This window comes from Stenotrophomonas sp. STEN038 (assembly GCF_056759895.1).
In genome coordinates this window covers 1-16,268 of sequence record NZ_JBRRDW010000073.1, presented here as the reverse complement: position 1 = coordinate 16,268, position 16,268 = coordinate 1, and the positions used below count along the sequence as shown (strand labels likewise).

Here is a 16,268-nt window from a genome sequence, read left to right as displayed (position 1 = left end):
TTTACAATCCAACACGCCGCCACAGCCATCTAGGCGGGGTCAGTCCTGACGAGTTCGAGGCAGCGCATCGCCACCCTCGGTCAGGTGTCCACTAAATCCTGGGAACTCCAGGCGCTGCGCCATTCCCGAAAGAATGGAACGCTGACGATCCTGTTGCAGTATCATTTCAGAACGAGCTGGAATGCAAAGCTTACAAAGTGCAAATGGAATGCATAGATCGCCTCCGTGACGGTGGATTGGGTAGTTCAGATGCGGATCGGTCATTCAATCAAGCGCTGGACCAACGGAGAGATCGACAATGCGACGCATCTGGGTGGTGACTCTCTTGGGATTGCTAGCATCGTGTCATCCTCCAGAAAGCTCGATGGGGCCTTACGACGTAAAAATGGGCGAAATTGTTTGCAAACACTTCAAGGGCGTGGATCCGGATCCACCTATGTCTGTTAGAAAGGCTCTCGATGGGAGAGGCATTAAGGAGGAGCGCCTTGCGGGGAAGACAATCTGCGGCGACGTGACTAGCTGGAATCTTCTCCCTGAAGGGGCGGACGTTAGGGAAATTCCACCTCCGGGAATGTATCGACGTATTTCAATGCGCAAGAATGGTGAGGTTGTGGTAAGTCCGGACGACTATCACTGCCATTCCGCGAGCTGCCCGAATGCGCGTAACTAACGCACACACCCTAACGATCTTCTCGACGGGCGAAGACGATGACTTCTTCTAAAAACTTGGAGAGATATGAGGTGCCCATAGAGCAGCTTGCATTTTTTACTGCACTGCCCATTGTGTCGCCTACCCGTAAACTTGATCCAGGCATTCTTGGATGTCTCCGGGCGGGCTACACATGCCCCCTCTAAACACTCACACGTTAATTTCAAGCGGGGAGCCGAGGCCACACTCACTCGAACACGAACGGCGACCCGACGGAGGGGATCGGGTCGCCGCCCGAGGGCGCGATGGGCTACCCAGCAACATCACTCCGGGCGCAACAGTGCCCACGCAACGGTGAAGCCCGCGTAGAACCGAGATTGCAATCGCGCGACAGCGTGCCTCAGTCCTTGGTCTTGCGCCGATAGTCCAGCGGCGGTGCTTCCCGCTGCAGCAGCGGCACATAGCGGAAGCCTGCGCCGCGACGCTCGTCGAACTCCTGCTTGGCCTTGACTACCAGCTCTGGCGACTGCAGCAGTTGCACCCCGGCCAGTGCCATTACCTTGGCCGCGTTCAACGCGCCTTTGGCACCGATCGACATGCCCGATGCCGCTACTGCCTGCCAGCTGTGCGCCGGGGTTCCTGGCACCCAGGTTGCGGTGCTGACGCCAGCCGTGGGGACGCTCCAGCTAACGTCGCCAACGTCGGTGGATGCGCTGCCGGCCTGGTCTGCCCGATAGGGCTGCAGCTGTGTTGCCACCTGCAGGTCCGGGCGCTTTTCCAGACTCTCCTGCAGCTTCTTCGCAAATGCCTGCTCGGCCGGATCGTATTGCACTCCGCCAACCTGCTGCAGCGCTGTCTGCATCACCTGCCCAATCGTGTCATTGGGCAACAGCGAGTACACACCACCGGTCGGCTCGAATTCGACCGTGGTACCCGTGCCCATTGCTGCGCCTTCGGCTGCCTTCTGCAGGCGCTCGATCACATCGCGTACGACTGCCGGGTCGGTGTGGCGAACGTAGTAGTAGGCCTCAGCGGCATCCGGCACCACGTTGGGTGCCGCGCCGCCGTTGCTGATGACGTAATGGATGCGGGTGCCATCGGGCACGTGCTCGCGCATCAGGTTGGCCATGTAATTGAAGGCTTCCACGCCGTCCAGCGCGGAGCGGCCGCGCTCTGGGGCAATGGCGGCGTGGGCGGCACGTCCGTGGAAACGGAACTTGCCGCTGATGTTGGCCAGTGTCGTGCCTTGCGCAGCGGAGTTTTCGGCGGACGGATGCCAGTGCAGCACCACATCCACATCATCGAACAACCCCGCCTTGGCCATGTAGACCTTGCCGGAGCCGCCCTCCTCCGCCGGCGTTCCGTACAGGCGAACTTCGCCGGGCGTACCGGTCTGCTGCATCCAATGCGCCAAGGCGCGGGCTGCGCCCACGGATGCCGCACCAAACAGATTGTGGCCGCAGGCCTGACCCGCATCCTGGCCGGCGATGACGCTGCGCACCGGCGTCGCCGCCTGTGCCATGCCGGGCAGCGCATCCATCTCTGCCAGCAGCCCGATCACGGGGCCCTTGCCGCCGTTGCGGAAACTTGCAACGAAGGCCGTCGGCATGCCGGCAACATTAGCCTGGATATGGAAGCCGGCCTGTTGCAACTCCTTCTGCAACAGCGCGGATGATGCATGTTCCAGATAGCCGAGCTCGGGCTGCTGCCACAACTGCTGCCCAAGCTCAGCCTGCCGCTGCGCGTAGCTGTCCAACGTACTGATCACGTCCGCGGCAAGTGTGGTTCCTGCAAGAGGAAGCAACGCTGCCAGCAGAGCGGCACGCAGATAACGGGTCTTCATCCAGCCAGCCTCACGCATCAATAGAAACTGACGTTGTCGATCTCGAACCACAGCTTGCTACCGGGTTCGCCGCTGCCGGAGACAACCAGCTGCTGCAGGTCATCGCCCTTCCACACCGCCACGGGTGCCTTGGCGCGATACGGCGGCTGGCCCTGCAGTGCGGTGAACGGAATCTCTACCGTCTGCCATTGTGCTCCGGCCTGCAGCGGCGCAATGAAGCGGCGATTGCCCAAGGCCCGCACTTCCAGCTGCAATTCCGGTGCGCTGCCACGCAGCTCCAAGCGGATGCCACGATAGGCGCGCGCATCCACCGGCGCCACCGAACCACGGCTCAGCGGCAGGATCGTCGCAGCGAAGGCGGTGTCCTTGCTGGACAGCTTGGCCTGGGTCGCCAGTGCGTTGCCGCCGGTCTCGCGTGCGACGATCTCGGTGACCTGCGCGGTGCGGTCGTTACCACCATCGGCCTCATCCACGCGCAGCGTGTCCAGCGCGGTACGGCCATCAGTGCGCTCGAAGTCATCAACCAGGGCCTGCACCGGCTGCGCTGGCAAGGCCAAGGCCTTGTTGCCTGCCGGCAACACCGCGCCCTTGCCTTGCACCTGGCGACCGGCAACATACACCTGCTGCGTATTGCGAACGTCGCCGATACGCTCCCACGGGCGACCACTTACCAGCAACAGATCCGCACGCTTGCCAACTTCGATGCTACCGCGGTCATTCACGCCCAGCGCCTTGGCGCTGGCCGAGGTACCAGCCAACAGCGCCTCGCTCGGGGTCAGCCCAGCCTGCACCAGCAGCTCCAGTTCGCGCAGGGTCGATGTGCCATGCGGCGTACCGGTCATGCCGGCATCGGTGCCTACCACTACCGGGATACCGGCATCGTGCAGCGTCTTGACGTTATGCAAGGCGTTGGCGAAGTTCTGCTCGCGCTGGGCCAGTACATCCGGCTTGCCGTTGTTGCGTCCGCTGCCATCGACGCGCTCGGGCAGATACACCGCCAGCGAGGGTGCATAGGCGGTACCGTGCTCACGCATCAACGCGATCAACTCGTCGTCAACCGCACCGTCCTGCACGCTGTGCGCGATCACGTCCACGCCCGCACGTGCGGCGGCCTTGCCGCGCTTGACCATCACCGTATGGGTGAACACCTTGAGGCCGTTCTTGTGGGCCTCGTCGACCAGCGCGGTAAGGGTTTCCTCGTCCATGCTGCTGTTGTCGGCGGCATTGGAATAGCGCCAGCCATCGGTGAAGGCTTTGATGAAGTCCGGTTTGTAGGCGGCAACCGCACGCACACCGGCACGTGCGGCCTCGGGGGAGTTCACCCAGCGCGTGGTGTTCTCGTCACCCCAATCCGCGCCATGGCCGAGCGGCGTGCTCATGCGCGCGGCGAACTTGACGTCGGGCGCGGCAATCGAGGCCAGCCATGCGCGGCGTGGCGCATAGGCCTCCGGCGGCTCGTGGAAATCGCTGACCGTGGTGACGCCGGCCGCCATGTAGAGGTTCGCCACCTGCGGCAGCTCCGACGGCGTGGCGTTCGGCGTCCAGTGCGTGTGCAGATCGAACAGACCCGGCAGCAAGGCCTGGCCACGCGCATTGACCACCCGTGCGCCCTTGGGGGCCGTCAGCTCGGCACCGATGGCGGCGATACGACCGTCCTCGACCAGCACGCTGGCCGCATAAGGCGCGCGCCCGGTGCCATCGAAGACCATGGCGTCGCGGATCAACACGGCCTTGTCGCCGGCAGTAGCGGCCACACTGGCCTGCCCTGCCCCCAGTAATGCAGCGGTGAGCACCGCCAAGGCGAAACCACGCTTGCTGTTGTAATGCATGTCTTTATCCGGATTCATTGCATGGACCGCGCCGTATGCGGGGCGGCATCAGGGGAGCTCAGCCGCACCACGTCTCCGCGCTGCTGCACCACCAGGCCAAGGCTCAAGGCGACGCTGTTGGCAAAACCGCGCGGGTCACTGGCCGAATACAGGCCAACGATGCGGCGACTGCCAACCAGCGGGTCATCGATGACGATGCGGGTATCGCTATAGCGCAGGAACTGCGCCGCCGCCACCGACAAGGTGTCGCCGTTGAAGGACAACATGCCTTCGCGCCAGGCCAGTTGTTGGTCCACATCATCGGTGGGCACCGCCTCGATGCGGATGCCGTGGCTGCGGTTGGCCAGCGCGCGATAGTTGGCTACCAATCGTGCTGGGGCGACCGCCCCCTGGGTATCGGTCACATCGACGATGCCTTCGCGCACCAGCACTTCCACGCCACCGCTGCGGCGCTCGGTGAGGCTGACTGCGAAACTGGTGCCTACTGCGGTGACATCGGTTTCCTCCGCGCGCACCACGAACGGGCGTTGCGGATTCTTGGCCACGTCGAACAAGGCCTCGCCCTGCAGCAGGTGGATATCACGGCGGGTCGCACTGAACTGCACCCGCACCTGCGAGTCCGAATCCAGTGTGATCGCCGAGCCGTCCTGCAGCGGTACGCGTAGGATCTCGCCCTTGCGGGTGGCGAAGTACTCGGCCCCATCGTCCTGACGTTGCACGCCGATGGCGAGCACGCCAACCACGGCGGCCAGGCCCACTGCCCAGCGCAGCACACGCCGCGCCCGTCGTGGCGCGCGTGCGGTGAATGCACGGTCCATTTCGCCGGCCGACAGCGCGCGTGCGCGGTCGGTACGCACCAGCACCGCATGGGCGCGGGCATAAGCGCCAAAGTGGCGCGTATCGGCATCCAGCCAGGCATCTCGTTGCGCACGTTCCTCCACCGTGAGTTGCGCGCGGTCCTCGCGCGCCACCCAACTGGCGGCTACATCATCAATACTCGCATCAGCGCCGACGCGCATGCCTTGCTCCTTCCGCGGCGAACCGCTCACTACTCTTCTGCATTACGTCGTCATCACGCTTCATCGAATCCATCAATACCCGGATTCCCTTGCAGATGTGTTTCTCCACGGTGTTCTCGCTGATCTGCATGCGTTCGGCGATCTCACGCTGCGAGTAGCCCTCCACACGCCGCAGCACGAACGCCTGCCGACACTTGTCCGGCAGGCTTTCGATCAAGGCGCCTATGCGCGCCAGTTCCTGCCTTGATGACGCCATCCGCTCCGGGCTGACTTCGTCGCCAACAATGGCGACGCGGTCGATCTCGGCTACCGCCTCGATCGAAACCACCTGCGCGCGCCGCAACTGCTGCAGCACCACCGAGTGGGCGACCGAGTACACGTAGGCCTTGGGCTGCAGGATGTGCGATACGTCCGCCATCCCGGCGAGGATGGCGTAGGTCTCCTGGATCACGTCATCCACGTCCTGGCGCAGCGACAGGCGCCGCCGCAGCCAGTCGCGCAGGGCAGGCTCACAAGGCAATATGTGCTCGGCCAACCAGCCGGCACGCTCCCGTGCAAGCGCCGCGTTCATCGCGGCACCTGCCCGGTTCCCGCCACATGGCGGAATGGAACTCTTTTAGGCATCAGAACGCCTTGCTCACGTTGACGTACCAGTAACGCGGATTGGCCTGGTAGACACCCGACGGGTAACCGAACACATCGTCGGAGATCGGCGGACGCTTGTTGGCGATGTTGTTGGCACCGACCTTGACCGCCACGTTGTTGAGCCAACCTTCGCGTGCGAAGTCGTACTTCACGAAAGCGTTAGCCAGCGTCTGCGACTTCACCGTCCACGGCGTGCCATCAGCCAGGGTCAGGCCGTTCTCGACGTAGGAGCTGGCATAACGCGCGCTCGCGCCCACCGACAGCTGCTGGTAGCGCCAGGTCAGCGTGCCGGACCACTTCCATTCCGGGTTGCCGCCATTGCCGATCAGGTCACCGCCACCGGTGATGCGGATCGACGGATCCACCAGCCCTGCGGACTTGGCATCTTCCAGCGCCTGCAATGCCGGCGAACGCTGCCGGTAGAACTCGATCAGGTGGGTACCGGTGACCGAAAGATCGAAGCGGCCGATCGCGGTTTCCGGCGAGTTCCAGCTGAAGTTGTAGTCAACGCCACGCAGGGTCTGCGGCTCCAGGTTGACGTACTGGTCGGTGACGTACAGCACCTTGCCGGCAGCAGCCAGACCGGTGCCGGCGAAGCGGGCGATGTCGTCAGCGGTCGCATCTGCACGCACCACCGCCGAGTTGCTACCGCCCTGCTGGCGCAGCATGTAGTCCAGGATCAGCGCATTTCCTTCGCCGAACAGGCCGATGATGCCCTCCTGCTCGTACTTGTAGTAATCGACGGCAAAGGTGAAGCGACCGTAGTTTTCCGGGATGAAGCGCGGCTGGAAGACCAGGCCGGCACTGGTATTGGTCGAGGTTTCCGGCTTCAGGTCCGGGTTGCCCGAGCGCCGTGCGGTGGTGGAATAGCTGTAGCCGCCGCAGTTGGCGAACGCCGGCTGTGCACCGCTGCGCTTGTCCGCCTCGCACTGGATGTAGTCGGTGCGGGTGTTGGAACGGCTCACCACCGTGGCGTTGATCTGCTCCAGGTTGGGCGCACGGAAGCCCTTGGCCCAGGACGAACGCAGGGTCAGGCCGTCAAACACCTGCCAGCCCAGCGCGAGCTTCGGCTTGGCGACATTGCCGAAATCGTTGTAGCGCTCGGCGCGGCCAGCCAACTGCAGGTCCAGCGAGCGCACCAGCGGGATGTTCATTTCCGGCGACACCAGCGGCACCGAGAACTCGGCGAACAGACCGGCGACTGTGCGCGAGCCATAGGTGTCCGGGGTCGGGCTGACGCCGTACATGTCGCTGGGATAGGCAACGCTGGTGATCGCATCGGTGAAGGTCACCGAGCCATCGACGCGTGCATCGCGGTCATCGCGCTGGGTTTCGTGGCGCACTTCCAGGCCCGCGGCCATGCCGACATCGCCGGCCCAGGTCTTGAACAGGTCCGCGCGCGAGGCCTTGAAGTCCCACAGGAACAGCTCGGTCTTGCTTTGGCGCTGCGCCTTGTAGAAGAACTGGTCCAGCTTGTCCCAGTCATTGCAGCCGCCGCAGAACGGGTTGTAGGCCGATGCGGTGGGATTGGCCAAGGCTTGCTGGAACAGCGACATGCTCACTGCATCCTGGGTGTCCTTGACCTTGGCCGCCGAGTACAGCGCAGCGCTTTCCCAGTCGAAGCCGTAGTGGAAGCCACGCAGGCCGGCCAAGGCACGCACCTGGGTGTTGTTGACCTCGATGCGGGTTGGCCGCTCGAAGCGGTAACTGGTGATGGTCACCGGCACGCCGTTGGCACCGATGTTCAATCCCTGCAGGCGGTTCGGGTTGAGCGTGCCGTCGGGCAGGTACATCGCACCGAACGGGTTCCAGTAGTTGCTGGCAGCCACCGTCATCGGCAAGGCGGTGATGGTGTTGACGCCGTTCTGCAGACTATAGGCGCGCGAGTTGTAGATGCCTGCCTCGCTGAAGAACGATAGGCCGTTGTCGAAATCATGCTTACCGGTGACGAACAGGTTCAGACGACGCACGTCCGGACTGATCGACAGCGGATATTGGCCCTGCTGGTTGTCGCGCAGGTTGGCGTCGGCACCAGAAGTCGCCTTGCTACCGGATTGCACACACAGGCCATCGGCAATGGTCGCGGCGCAACCGCTATTGCTGGTCGGCTGCACATGGAAAGCACCAGCGGTGGTGGTCAGCCAGGTGCCGTTCTTCGACACCCGCGGACCAACCACGGTGAAGTTGCCCCACGGACTGTTGGTGTTGCGATTGTCGGTGCCGGCCAGGCCTTCAAACGGCGTGCCGAGGAAGTCGACCGCACGGTTACCGTTTTTGGTCCAGTCCTGGTCCAGCGAGTTCAAGCCGGTGGTGTTGTAGTAATTGAAGGCGATGGTGATGTTGGAGCGCAGGTCATCGGAGTTCTTGCCCCACATGCCGTTGACGCCGATATCGCGCAGGTCGGTGCCTTCACCGAAGCCCTTCTGCACGCTGATGGTGCCGCCGTCCATGTCGTCGCGCAGCACGTTGTTGACCACGCCGGCCACCGCGTCGGTGCCGTAGATGGCGGCTGCACCGTCCAGCAGCACTTCAACACGACGCAGGTTGGACACCGGCACCGCATTGGCGTTGTAGGTCAGCACCGGTACCAGGTTGCCGTCGGCCTGGCTGGTGGGATGGACCACGGTGCGGCGGCCGTTGATCAGCAGCAAGGTATTGCCGACGCCAAGGCCGCGCAGGTTGACCGAGGCGATGTCGCCGCGGGCGTAGTTGGAGCTGTTGCCGCCGTTGGTGCCACTGAACGAGACATCGCCCATCTGCGGGATGGAGCGGTACAGCTCGTCGCCGGACACAGCGCCGGTTGCCTCGATCTGCTCGGCCTGCAAGGTCGCCACCGGCAGGATCGCGGCAGTCTTGGCGCCCTTGATCTGGCTGCCGACCACTGTGATCTGGTCCAGCGTGCTGACGCTGGGGCTGGCCGCTGCTGGCGCGGGTTCAGCGGCTTCCTGCGGCGCTGCCGGAGCTGCTGCCTGCCCTGCGGCCAGACCACCCAATCCACCGAGCGAGGCCAGCATTGGCGTGGCCGCGCGCAGGGTAATGGTGCGGCCATCGTCCGAGGCCACGCTCAAGCCGGTGCCGGTGAGCAGACGTGCCAGCGCCTGGCGCGGCTCCATCTGCCCCTTCAGCTCGGCCACTTCGATGCGCTGGGCGCCGCCTGAATGCGCCGGGGCGATGATCTGCACACCAGCCTGGCGGGCGAATTCCGGCAATACCTCCTCGATGCTGCCTGCTTGAAGATCGAACTGCGGTGGCGCGGCCAGCGCCGGAACGGAGGCGCACAGCGCCACAACTGCCAGACCGCCGCGGATAGCGCTTGCGAGCGGCAACAACTTGAATGAACGCATTGATGAATCCCCAGAAAATGACGCGAATGACGGCAACCTCTGCCCCCTGCACTAGTCGATGCATGACCGCGGCGGTTCCGCCATCCCATCGTCATAGTGGCTGATCTTGCAGACCTGTACCCAACAGGCCGCCATACGCCGTAGTATTCTTGGGAGATAAGCTCAGGACCCGAGGACCACGCCCCATGCGTTTTCGCCCCCAGTACGCCTTGATGGCCGTACTCGCACTCGTACTTACCGCCTGCGGCAATGGCCCGGTGAAGCGCGTCTCCGAACCTGCGGCCAGCATCCAGCAGTTGAGCGTTGGCAATGACGGCAACTGGGAAGTGGAACTGCGCCTGCGCAACTACAGCTCCATGCCCATGCGCTTTGACAGCGTGTCGCTGGCGGTGAAGGTTGGCGATGAAGCCGCCGGCACGCTCAGCGCCAGCCCGGGGCTGTCGATCGGCCCGGAATCGGCCGACGTCATCAAGGTCCGCCTGCAGCCCTCCTCCTCGGCCCGCATCGTCGTCGCCGATGCACTGGCCGGTGGCCGCTCGCTGTTCTACGAACTGGAAGGCAGCGTCAGCGCCACGCCGGAAGAAAAGAAGCAACGCAGTTTCGACATCAAATCGCGCAACAGCCTCAACCAGGCACCGGGCCTGCCCGGCGTACTGCGCTGATCCCCCATCCGTTCCCGCATTGTTCGAGAGCCGCCTGATGAGCAACTACAAAGCCCCTGTTACCGATCTCCGTTTCGCCCTGCACGACGTGTTGAAGGCCGAGTCCCTGTTTGCATCGTTGGGCTTCGAAGATGCCAGCGCCGACGTCATCGACGCGGTGCTGGAGGAAGCCGGCCGTTTCAGCACCAGCGTGCTGGCCCCGCTCAATGCAGTGGGCGACCAGACCGGTTGCAAGCTCGACAAGGCCACCAACGAAGTCACCACCGCTCCGGGCTTCAAGGAAGCCTATGCACAGTTCGTCGAAGGCGGCTGGACCGGCCTGACCGCATCGCCGGACTTCGGCGGCCAAGGCATGCCGGAAACCATGGGCATGGCATTGAGCGAAATGGTGTCCTCGGCCAACCTGGCCTGGAGCCTGTTTCCGATGCTGTCGCACGGCGCAGTTGAAGCGCTCAAGCACTACGGCGAAGACTGGCAGAAGGAAGCCTTCCTCAAGCCGCTGGTGGCCGGCAACTGGACCGGCACCATGTGTCTGACCGAGCCGCACGCCGGCACCGATCTGGGCCTGCTCAAGACCCGCGCCGAGCCGAACGCCGACGGCAGCTATTCGATCACCGGCACCAAGATCTTCATCACCGCCGGCGAGCACGACCTCAGCGACAACATCGTGCATCTGGTGCTGGCCAAGCTGCCCGACGCACCGGCCGGCCCGAAGGGCATCTCGCTGTTCGTCACGCCGAAGTACAAGGTCGACCGCGACGGCAAGCAGGGCGAGCGCAATGAACTGCATTGCGGCGCGCTGGAGCACAAGATGGGCATCCACGGTTCGTCCACCTGCGTGATGAACTTCGATGGCGCCCAGGGCTACCTCGTCGGCCAGCCGCACAAGGGCCTGCAGGCCATGTTCGTGATGATGAACTCCGCCCGCCTCGGTGTTGGCGTGCAGGGTCTGGCGCAGTCCGAGCGCGCCTACCAGGGCGCATTGGCCTATGCCCGCGAGCGCCTGCAGTCACGCGCCCCCAAGGGTGCCGTGCAACCGGACAAGCCGGCCGACCCGATCATCGCCCAGCCCGATGTGCGCCGCATGCTGTTGACCACCAAGGCACTGACCGAAGGTGGCCGCCTGCTCGCCGCACACGCCTATACCCAGCTCGATGCCGCCCACAGCAGCGCCGATGCACAGGCACGTGCCGACGCCGATACGCTGGTCAGCTTCCTTACTCCCATCGTCAAGGCCTGCCTGACCGAGTGGAGCATCGAGGCGACCTATAACGGCCAGCAGGTGTTCGGCGGCCACGGCTACATCGCCGAGCATGGCATGGAGCAGTACGCCCGCGATGCCCGCATCACCACCCTGTATGAAGGCACCACCGGCATCCAGGCGCTGGACCTGATCGGCCGCAAGACCGCCGCCTCGCAGGGCGCCGGCCTGAAGCTATTCCTGGCCGAGATCGAGCAGTTCATCGCCGCCAATGCCAGCAACCCGGCCGTGGCCGAGTTCCTGCCGGTGCTGGGCGGCAAGGCCAAGGAATGGGGCAAGCTGACCATCGACGTGCTGCAGCGTGCCGCCACCAACCCGGAAGAACTGGGCGCGGCCAGCTGGGATTACCTGTTCTACAGCGGCTACATCGCCGTGGCCTACTGGTGGGCCCGCTCGGTGGTCGCCGCACAGGCTTCCAGCCACCCGGAAGCCTTCAAGCAGGCCAAGCTGGAGACCGCGCGTTTCTACTACGCCCGCATCCTGCCGCGCACCCTGAGCCACGCCGCCGGCATCGCCGCTGGTGCCGATTCGCTGATGGACATGGATTCGGTCCGCTTCGGCGACTGATCCAAACCGCCCAAGCAGAACCATATCCCCTCTCCCGCCTGCGGGAGAGCGGTTGGGGTGAGGGCAGCTCTTGCTTCCGCCCCGCCCTTTTTGGCCGCAAGGCCAAGGGAAAAGTTGGAGAGGGGCTAGCTCCCAAGCAACTGAAACACCCCCAGCTTCGCGGCTCACGCCGCTCCCACAAAACCACAGGCCGCCAGCGCCTTTACACAAACTGTCACGCATCGTGTATAAGCTGTTAACCCGATGGAGACAGACACTACACCGCGTAGTCTGATCGATACCGGAGCCGGGAATTCCGCTCCGATAGACGGGTTTTCACTTCCGCCCTCCCTGCACCGCCTTGGCTCCGTGCGACTGCTGTCGCTGGATGCGCATGGCCGCGTGCTGGACTGGATCAACTGGCAGGATGCCGCCTGCCTGTACGCACGCGGCGCCGTCGCCTGGACCATGGGCGATCCCTGCCTGCACGTACACGGCGCGATGTCGCGGCTGACCGGCCTGCGCAGCGGCATGGACCTGCACCCGATCATCGCCTCGCGCGGCCACGCCCGCTCGCGCGCAATCGACCCCACGCCCAACCTCACCAATCCCGCGCTGTTCGCGCGCGATGCCCAGCTCTGCCTGTACTGCGGCCAGCACTTCAGCCGCCCGCAGCTGACCCGCGATCACGTCCTGCCGGTGTCCAAAGGCGGCAAGGACACCTGGGAGAACGTGGTCAGCGCCTGCTTCCACTGCAACTCGCGCAAGAGCAACCGTACCCCGGCGCAGGCCAACATGCCGCTGCTGGCAGTGCCGTACCGGCCCAGTTGGATCGAGCATCTGATCCTGTCCAACCGCAACATCCTGGCCGACCAGATGGCCTTCCTGAAGTCGCAGCTGCCGCGCAAAGCCTTGCAGCGCGGGCTCTGAGCCCAGCACCGCAGCCCCGCGTATTCATGCGCAACTGCCAGCCAGACTGAACACGGCCTTCAGCTTGGCGCCAAACCACCTCATCCGGCACTCATTGAAGGTGTGCTTTGCTTGCCCCACCCTCTCCGGACGGGGAAAATACCGTTTCGAGTGAAACGCGAAGACCATGATCGACTCTGCCAGCTATCCGCGCCTGTCGCGCATCAAGACTCCCGATGACCTGCGTATGTTCGACGAGAGCGAACTGGGGGCCATTGCCGGCGAGTTGCGCGCCTACCTGATCGAATCGGTGGGCAAGAGCGGCGGTCACTTCGCGGCTGGGCTTGGCGTGATCGAGCTTACCGTCGCCCTGCACTATCTGTATGACACGCCGGTCGACCAGCTGGTGTGGGACGTGGGCCACCAGACCTACCCGCACAAGATCCTCACCGGTCGTCGCGACAGCATCCACACCGTCAAGCAGAAGGACGGCGTTGCGCCGTTCCCCAAGCGCGAGGAAAGCGAGTTCGACACCTTCGGCGTCGGCCATTCTTCGACCTCGATCTCCGCCGCACTGGGCATGGCCATCGCGCGCCAGCGCCAGGGCGATGACCGCAAGGTGATCGCGGTGATCGGCGACGGTGCGATGACCGCCGGCATGGCGTTTGAAGCGCTGGCCCACGCCGGTGGCATGGACGACGAGCCGAACGTGCTGGTCATCCTCAACGACAACAACATGTCCATCTCCGAAGCCGTCGGTGGACTGACCAAGATGCTGGGCCGGGCAACCGCCAGCCGCACGCTCAACGCGCTGCGTGAGAGCGGCAAGAAGATCCTCGGCGACAAGCGCCACAGTCCGCCTGCCCGCTTCGTGAAGCGCTGGGAAGAACAGTGGAAGGGCATGTTCGTGCCATCCACCGCCTTCGAGCAGATGGGTTTCCATTACACCGGCCCGATCGACGGCCATGACCTGCCGCTGCTGGTGTCGACCCTCAAGCACCTCAAAGATGCCAAGGGCCCACACCTGCTGCACATCATGACCACCAAGGGCAAAGGCTACGAGCCGGCCGAAGACGACCAGATCGGCTACCACGCCGTCGGTCCGTTCGATCCCAGCAAGGGCCTGCCGGAAAAGGGCGCGCCCAAGAAGCCGACCTATACCGACATCTTTGGTGACTGGCTGTGCGATGCCGCCGCAGCCGACCCGAAGCTGCTGGCGATCACCCCAGCGATGCGCGAAGGCTCGGGGCTGGTGCGTTTCAGCAAGGAGTACCCGGAGCGCTACTTCGATGTCGCCATCGCCGAGCAACACGCGGTGACGCTGGCTGCGGGCATGGCCACGCAGGGCTCAAAGCCCGTGGTCGCCATCTACTCCACGTTCCTGCAGCGCGCCTACGACCAACTGGTGCATGACGTCGCCACCCAGGATCTGGACGTGCTGTTCGCCATCGACCGCGCCGGTGTTGTCGGCCCGGACGGCGCTACCCACGCAGGCAACCTCGACCTGAGCTACCTGCGCTGTGTGCCGAACATGGTGGTCATGGCCCCGGGCGATGAAGGCGAATGCCGGCAGATGCTGAGCACCGGCCTGCAGTACAAGGGACCAGCAGCAGTGCGCTACCCGCGCGGCACCGGTCCCGGCGCTGCCGTTGGCACCGACCTGTCCACGCTGGAAATCGGCAAGGCGCAGCTGCGTGTGCAAGGCAGCCGCGTCGCCGTCCTCGCCTTCGGCGCGGCCCTGCCAGCGGCAGAGCAGGTCGGCCGTGAGCTGGGCCTAAGCGTGGTCAACATGCGTTTCATCAAGCCGCTGGACAAGGCAATGCTGCTGGAACTGGCACGCACCCACGACGGCTTCGTCACCGTTGAAGACAACGTGGTTGCCGGCGGTGCCGGTTCGGGCGTATCCGAACTACTCAACGCCGAAGCCGTGCTGATGCCGATGCTGCACCTCGGCCTGCCCGACAGCTACCAGCACCACGCCAGCCGCGAAGACCTGTTGGCCGAAGCAGGGATTGACGCGGCAGGCATTCGCGCAGCAATCCTGAAACGCTGGCCGAAGTTGCAGGACAGCGCCGCACCGTTGAGTGCAGCGAGCTGAGCTGGACTCCAATTTGTGAGCCTCCCGAAATCCGATGCCAGCCCCCTGGCATCGGATTTTTCTTTGTGGGAGCGGCGTAAGCCGCGAAGCAAAGGCAATATCTGATGAGGGGAAAACCGGTTGTTCGAACTATCTCAGCTTCGCGGCTTACGCCGCTCCTACAAATCAGCAACAGCGTAGCCCGCCCTCCCTGCATGAGCTCCGCACTCAGACCACAGAACTGCTCTTCAGGGCGACTCAATCTCATACCCACGCGCCTGCAGCGCTGCCAGATAGCCCTCGGCTTCCAGCAACCGATCCACCGGCAACATCGCAAACGTTTCTTCATTGCGCTGCACGGCAGCCTCCGCAATCGACAACCAATGCTGGCGCACACCCGCCTTCAGATCACCAAAACCGCGATTGCGCACGAAGCCCGACTGCGTGATCGCCTGCATGCAGGCCGCACCCGCGTCCTCATACGGTGAGCGTCGCAACGCCTCCACATCGCCCATTGCCCAGGCATTCGCACGCTCGACCAAAGTCGGCAGATCGTTCTCAACCAAGTCCACGGTCCGTTCGAGGCACACCGCATCATCCATGCCACCCTCGCGGAACTCGCGGACCGCTGCCTTCGGGTCCTCGATCTTGATCTTCCAGCTCGTTGAGGTGGGCGTGATACCCGCTGCCTTCGCGGCAGCCTCCACCACCGGCCAGACCACTGGCTTCTGACCGAGGCCGATGGATTTCATCGCCGCCGCCTGCAACTCACCGGCCGCGAACATCGGCCGCTTGCGCTCGACCCCTCCATCGCGCGGCAGGTAACGTTGTTTCACCGCACGCCAACGCGCATACAGCGGCGGCGCCAGCACATCACCCAGCTCCGCGCCGTCTTCGTTACGCATTACCTTCCAGACCGATGGCGCCAACGCCAGCTTGCCGAAGAAACCCACGTCGGCGTCAAACACCACACCGGGTGACAGCAACACCTGCCCCGAGCGCGCGATCACCGCTCGCACCTCATCGGCCCGCCAATCAATCTGGTTGGGCAAGGGCGACACCGTGCCCAGTATCCAAAGCACATGCCCGTCCTTGCTGACCCGCCACAAGCCAGGCCCGGGCTGTACGCCGTGGACGACAACCGCCTCCATATCGCGGATCGGTGCCTCCCCCGCGTCCGCGGGCGCCCCCACCACTTCCTGCGCTGAAACCCATCCTGCAAACAAGCACATCAACAGACAGCAACCACGCAAGCTTTGCACTACCGACATACCTGTCTTCCCTGGGACGATCTGGCTGGCGACATTAGCCATTTCGTTGCAGCAATGCGTTAGAACATCGTTCTTCAAGTGCAATAAATTGCCAGCCAACCATGTAGTGGCGCGCCCGGCAGCGGCGGCCCCGGGCCCCCCAGGCACACAGAGACCTAAGCACGGCGACAAACAACACAAAAAAAAAAATCCACACCCCCCGAGCAGCCCACC

The 16,268-nt window shown here is 64.1% G+C and carries 10 protein-coding genes; 4 read left to right on the top strand and 6 right to left on the bottom strand.

Annotation, left to right across the window (positions count from 1 at the left end; genetic code table 11):
- Positions 1-1,049: 1,049 nt before the first annotated feature.
- From ACVOLS_RS19880 to ACVOLS_RS19860, 5 genes are read right to left on the bottom strand one after another with little or no spacing between them, the layout of a single operon-like run.
- Positions 1,050-2,492 carry an amidohydrolase gene (locus ACVOLS_RS19880; RefSeq protein ID WP_481547062.1) on the bottom strand — a complete coding sequence of 481 codons (1,443 nt, stop codon included), beginning with the start codon at positions 2,490-2,492 and terminating at the stop codon, positions 1,050-1,052.
- A 17-nt stretch (positions 2,493-2,509) separates the two neighbouring features.
- Positions 2,510-4,321 (bottom strand): amidohydrolase family protein, encoded by a 1,812-nt coding sequence (locus ACVOLS_RS19875; RefSeq protein WP_481547061.1) that lies wholly within the window; start codon positions 4,319-4,321, stop codon positions 2,510-2,512.
- Positions 4,322-4,335: 14 nt separating this feature from the next.
- Positions 4,336-5,340: a FecR family protein gene (locus ACVOLS_RS19870; protein ID WP_481547060.1), complete on the bottom strand. Its 1,005-nt coding sequence runs from the start codon at positions 5,338-5,340 to the stop codon at positions 4,336-4,338.
- Positions 5,324-5,911, bottom strand: coding sequence for an RNA polymerase sigma factor (locus tag ACVOLS_RS19865; RefSeq protein WP_296253322.1), 588 nt, complete (start codon positions 5,909-5,911; stop codon positions 5,324-5,326). Before ACVOLS_RS19865 ends, ACVOLS_RS19870 begins: the two co-directional genes overlap by 17 nt.
- Before the next feature lie 52 nt (positions 5,912-5,963).
- Positions 5,964-9,329: a TonB-dependent receptor gene (locus ACVOLS_RS19860; RefSeq protein ID WP_481547059.1), complete on the bottom strand. Its 3,366-nt coding sequence runs from the start codon at positions 9,327-9,329 to the stop codon at positions 5,964-5,966.
- A 185-nt stretch (positions 9,330-9,514) separates the two neighbouring features.
- On the opposite strand from ACVOLS_RS19860, the gene ACVOLS_RS19855 reads away from it, so the two are divergent.
- From ACVOLS_RS19855 to dxs, 4 genes are all read left to right on the top strand, one after another.
- Positions 9,515-9,991 carry an LEA/WHy family protein gene (locus ACVOLS_RS19855; protein ID WP_481547058.1) on the top strand — a complete coding sequence of 159 codons (477 nt, stop codon included), beginning with the start codon at positions 9,515-9,517 and terminating at the stop codon, positions 9,989-9,991.
- A 37-nt stretch (positions 9,992-10,028) separates the two neighbouring features.
- Positions 10,029-11,819 carry an acyl-CoA dehydrogenase C-terminal domain-containing protein gene (locus tag ACVOLS_RS19850; protein ID WP_481547057.1) on the top strand — a complete coding sequence of 597 codons (1,791 nt, stop codon included), beginning with the start codon at positions 10,029-10,031 and terminating at the stop codon, positions 11,817-11,819.
- A gap of 243 nt (positions 11,820-12,062) precedes the next feature.
- Entirely contained in the window at positions 12,063-12,728 is a 666-nt protein-coding gene (locus ACVOLS_RS19845) for an HNH endonuclease (RefSeq protein ID WP_481547056.1), read from the top strand.
- A gap of 166 nt (positions 12,729-12,894) precedes the next feature.
- Positions 12,895-14,805, top strand: a complete 1,911-nt coding sequence (dxs, locus tag ACVOLS_RS19840; protein WP_481547055.1) for a 1-deoxy-D-xylulose-5-phosphate synthase — start codon at positions 12,895-12,897, stop codon at positions 14,803-14,805.
- A 227-nt stretch (positions 14,806-15,032) separates the two neighbouring features.
- Here the strand turns inward: dxs and ACVOLS_RS19835 are convergent, their stop codons facing one another.
- Complete coding sequence (locus ACVOLS_RS19835) at positions 15,033-16,016, bottom strand: TraB/GumN family protein (RefSeq protein WP_481547063.1); 984 nt, start codon at positions 16,014-16,016, stop codon at positions 15,033-15,035.
- Positions 16,017-16,268: the final 252 nt, after the last annotated feature.

Bases quoted from the DNA above. Each gene is read 5' to 3' on its own strand.
- dxs (WP_481547055.1), top strand. From the start codon at position 12,895: ATGATCGACTCTGCCAGCTATCCGCGCCTGTCGCGCATCAAGACTCCC.
- ACVOLS_RS19875 (WP_481547061.1), bottom strand. From the start codon at position 4,321: ATGCATTACAACAGCAAGCGTGGTTTCGCCTTGGCGGTGCTCACCGCT.
- ACVOLS_RS19880 (WP_481547062.1), bottom strand. From the start codon at position 2,492: ATGAAGACCCGTTATCTGCGTGCCGCTCTGCTGGCAGCGTTGCTTCCT.
- ACVOLS_RS19860 (WP_481547059.1), bottom strand. From the start codon at position 9,329: ATGCGTTCATTCAAGTTGTTGCCGCTCGCAAGCGCTATCCGCGGCGGT.
- ACVOLS_RS19865 (WP_296253322.1), bottom strand. From the start codon at position 5,911: ATGAACGCGGCGCTTGCACGGGAGCGTGCCGGCTGGTTGGCCGAGCAC.
- ACVOLS_RS19835 (WP_481547063.1), bottom strand. From the start codon at position 16,016: ATGTGCTTGTTTGCAGGATGGGTTTCAGCGCAGGAAGTGGTGGGGGCG.
- ACVOLS_RS19845 (WP_481547056.1), top strand. From the start codon at position 12,063: ATGGAGACAGACACTACACCGCGTAGTCTGATCGATACCGGAGCCGGG.
- ACVOLS_RS19850 (WP_481547057.1), top strand. From the start codon at position 10,029: ATGAGCAACTACAAAGCCCCTGTTACCGATCTCCGTTTCGCCCTGCAC.
- ACVOLS_RS19870 (WP_481547060.1), bottom strand. From the start codon at position 5,340: ATGCGCGTCGGCGCTGATGCGAGTATTGATGATGTAGCCGCCAGTTGG.
- ACVOLS_RS19855 (WP_481547058.1), top strand. From the start codon at position 9,515: ATGCGTTTTCGCCCCCAGTACGCCTTGATGGCCGTACTCGCACTCGTA.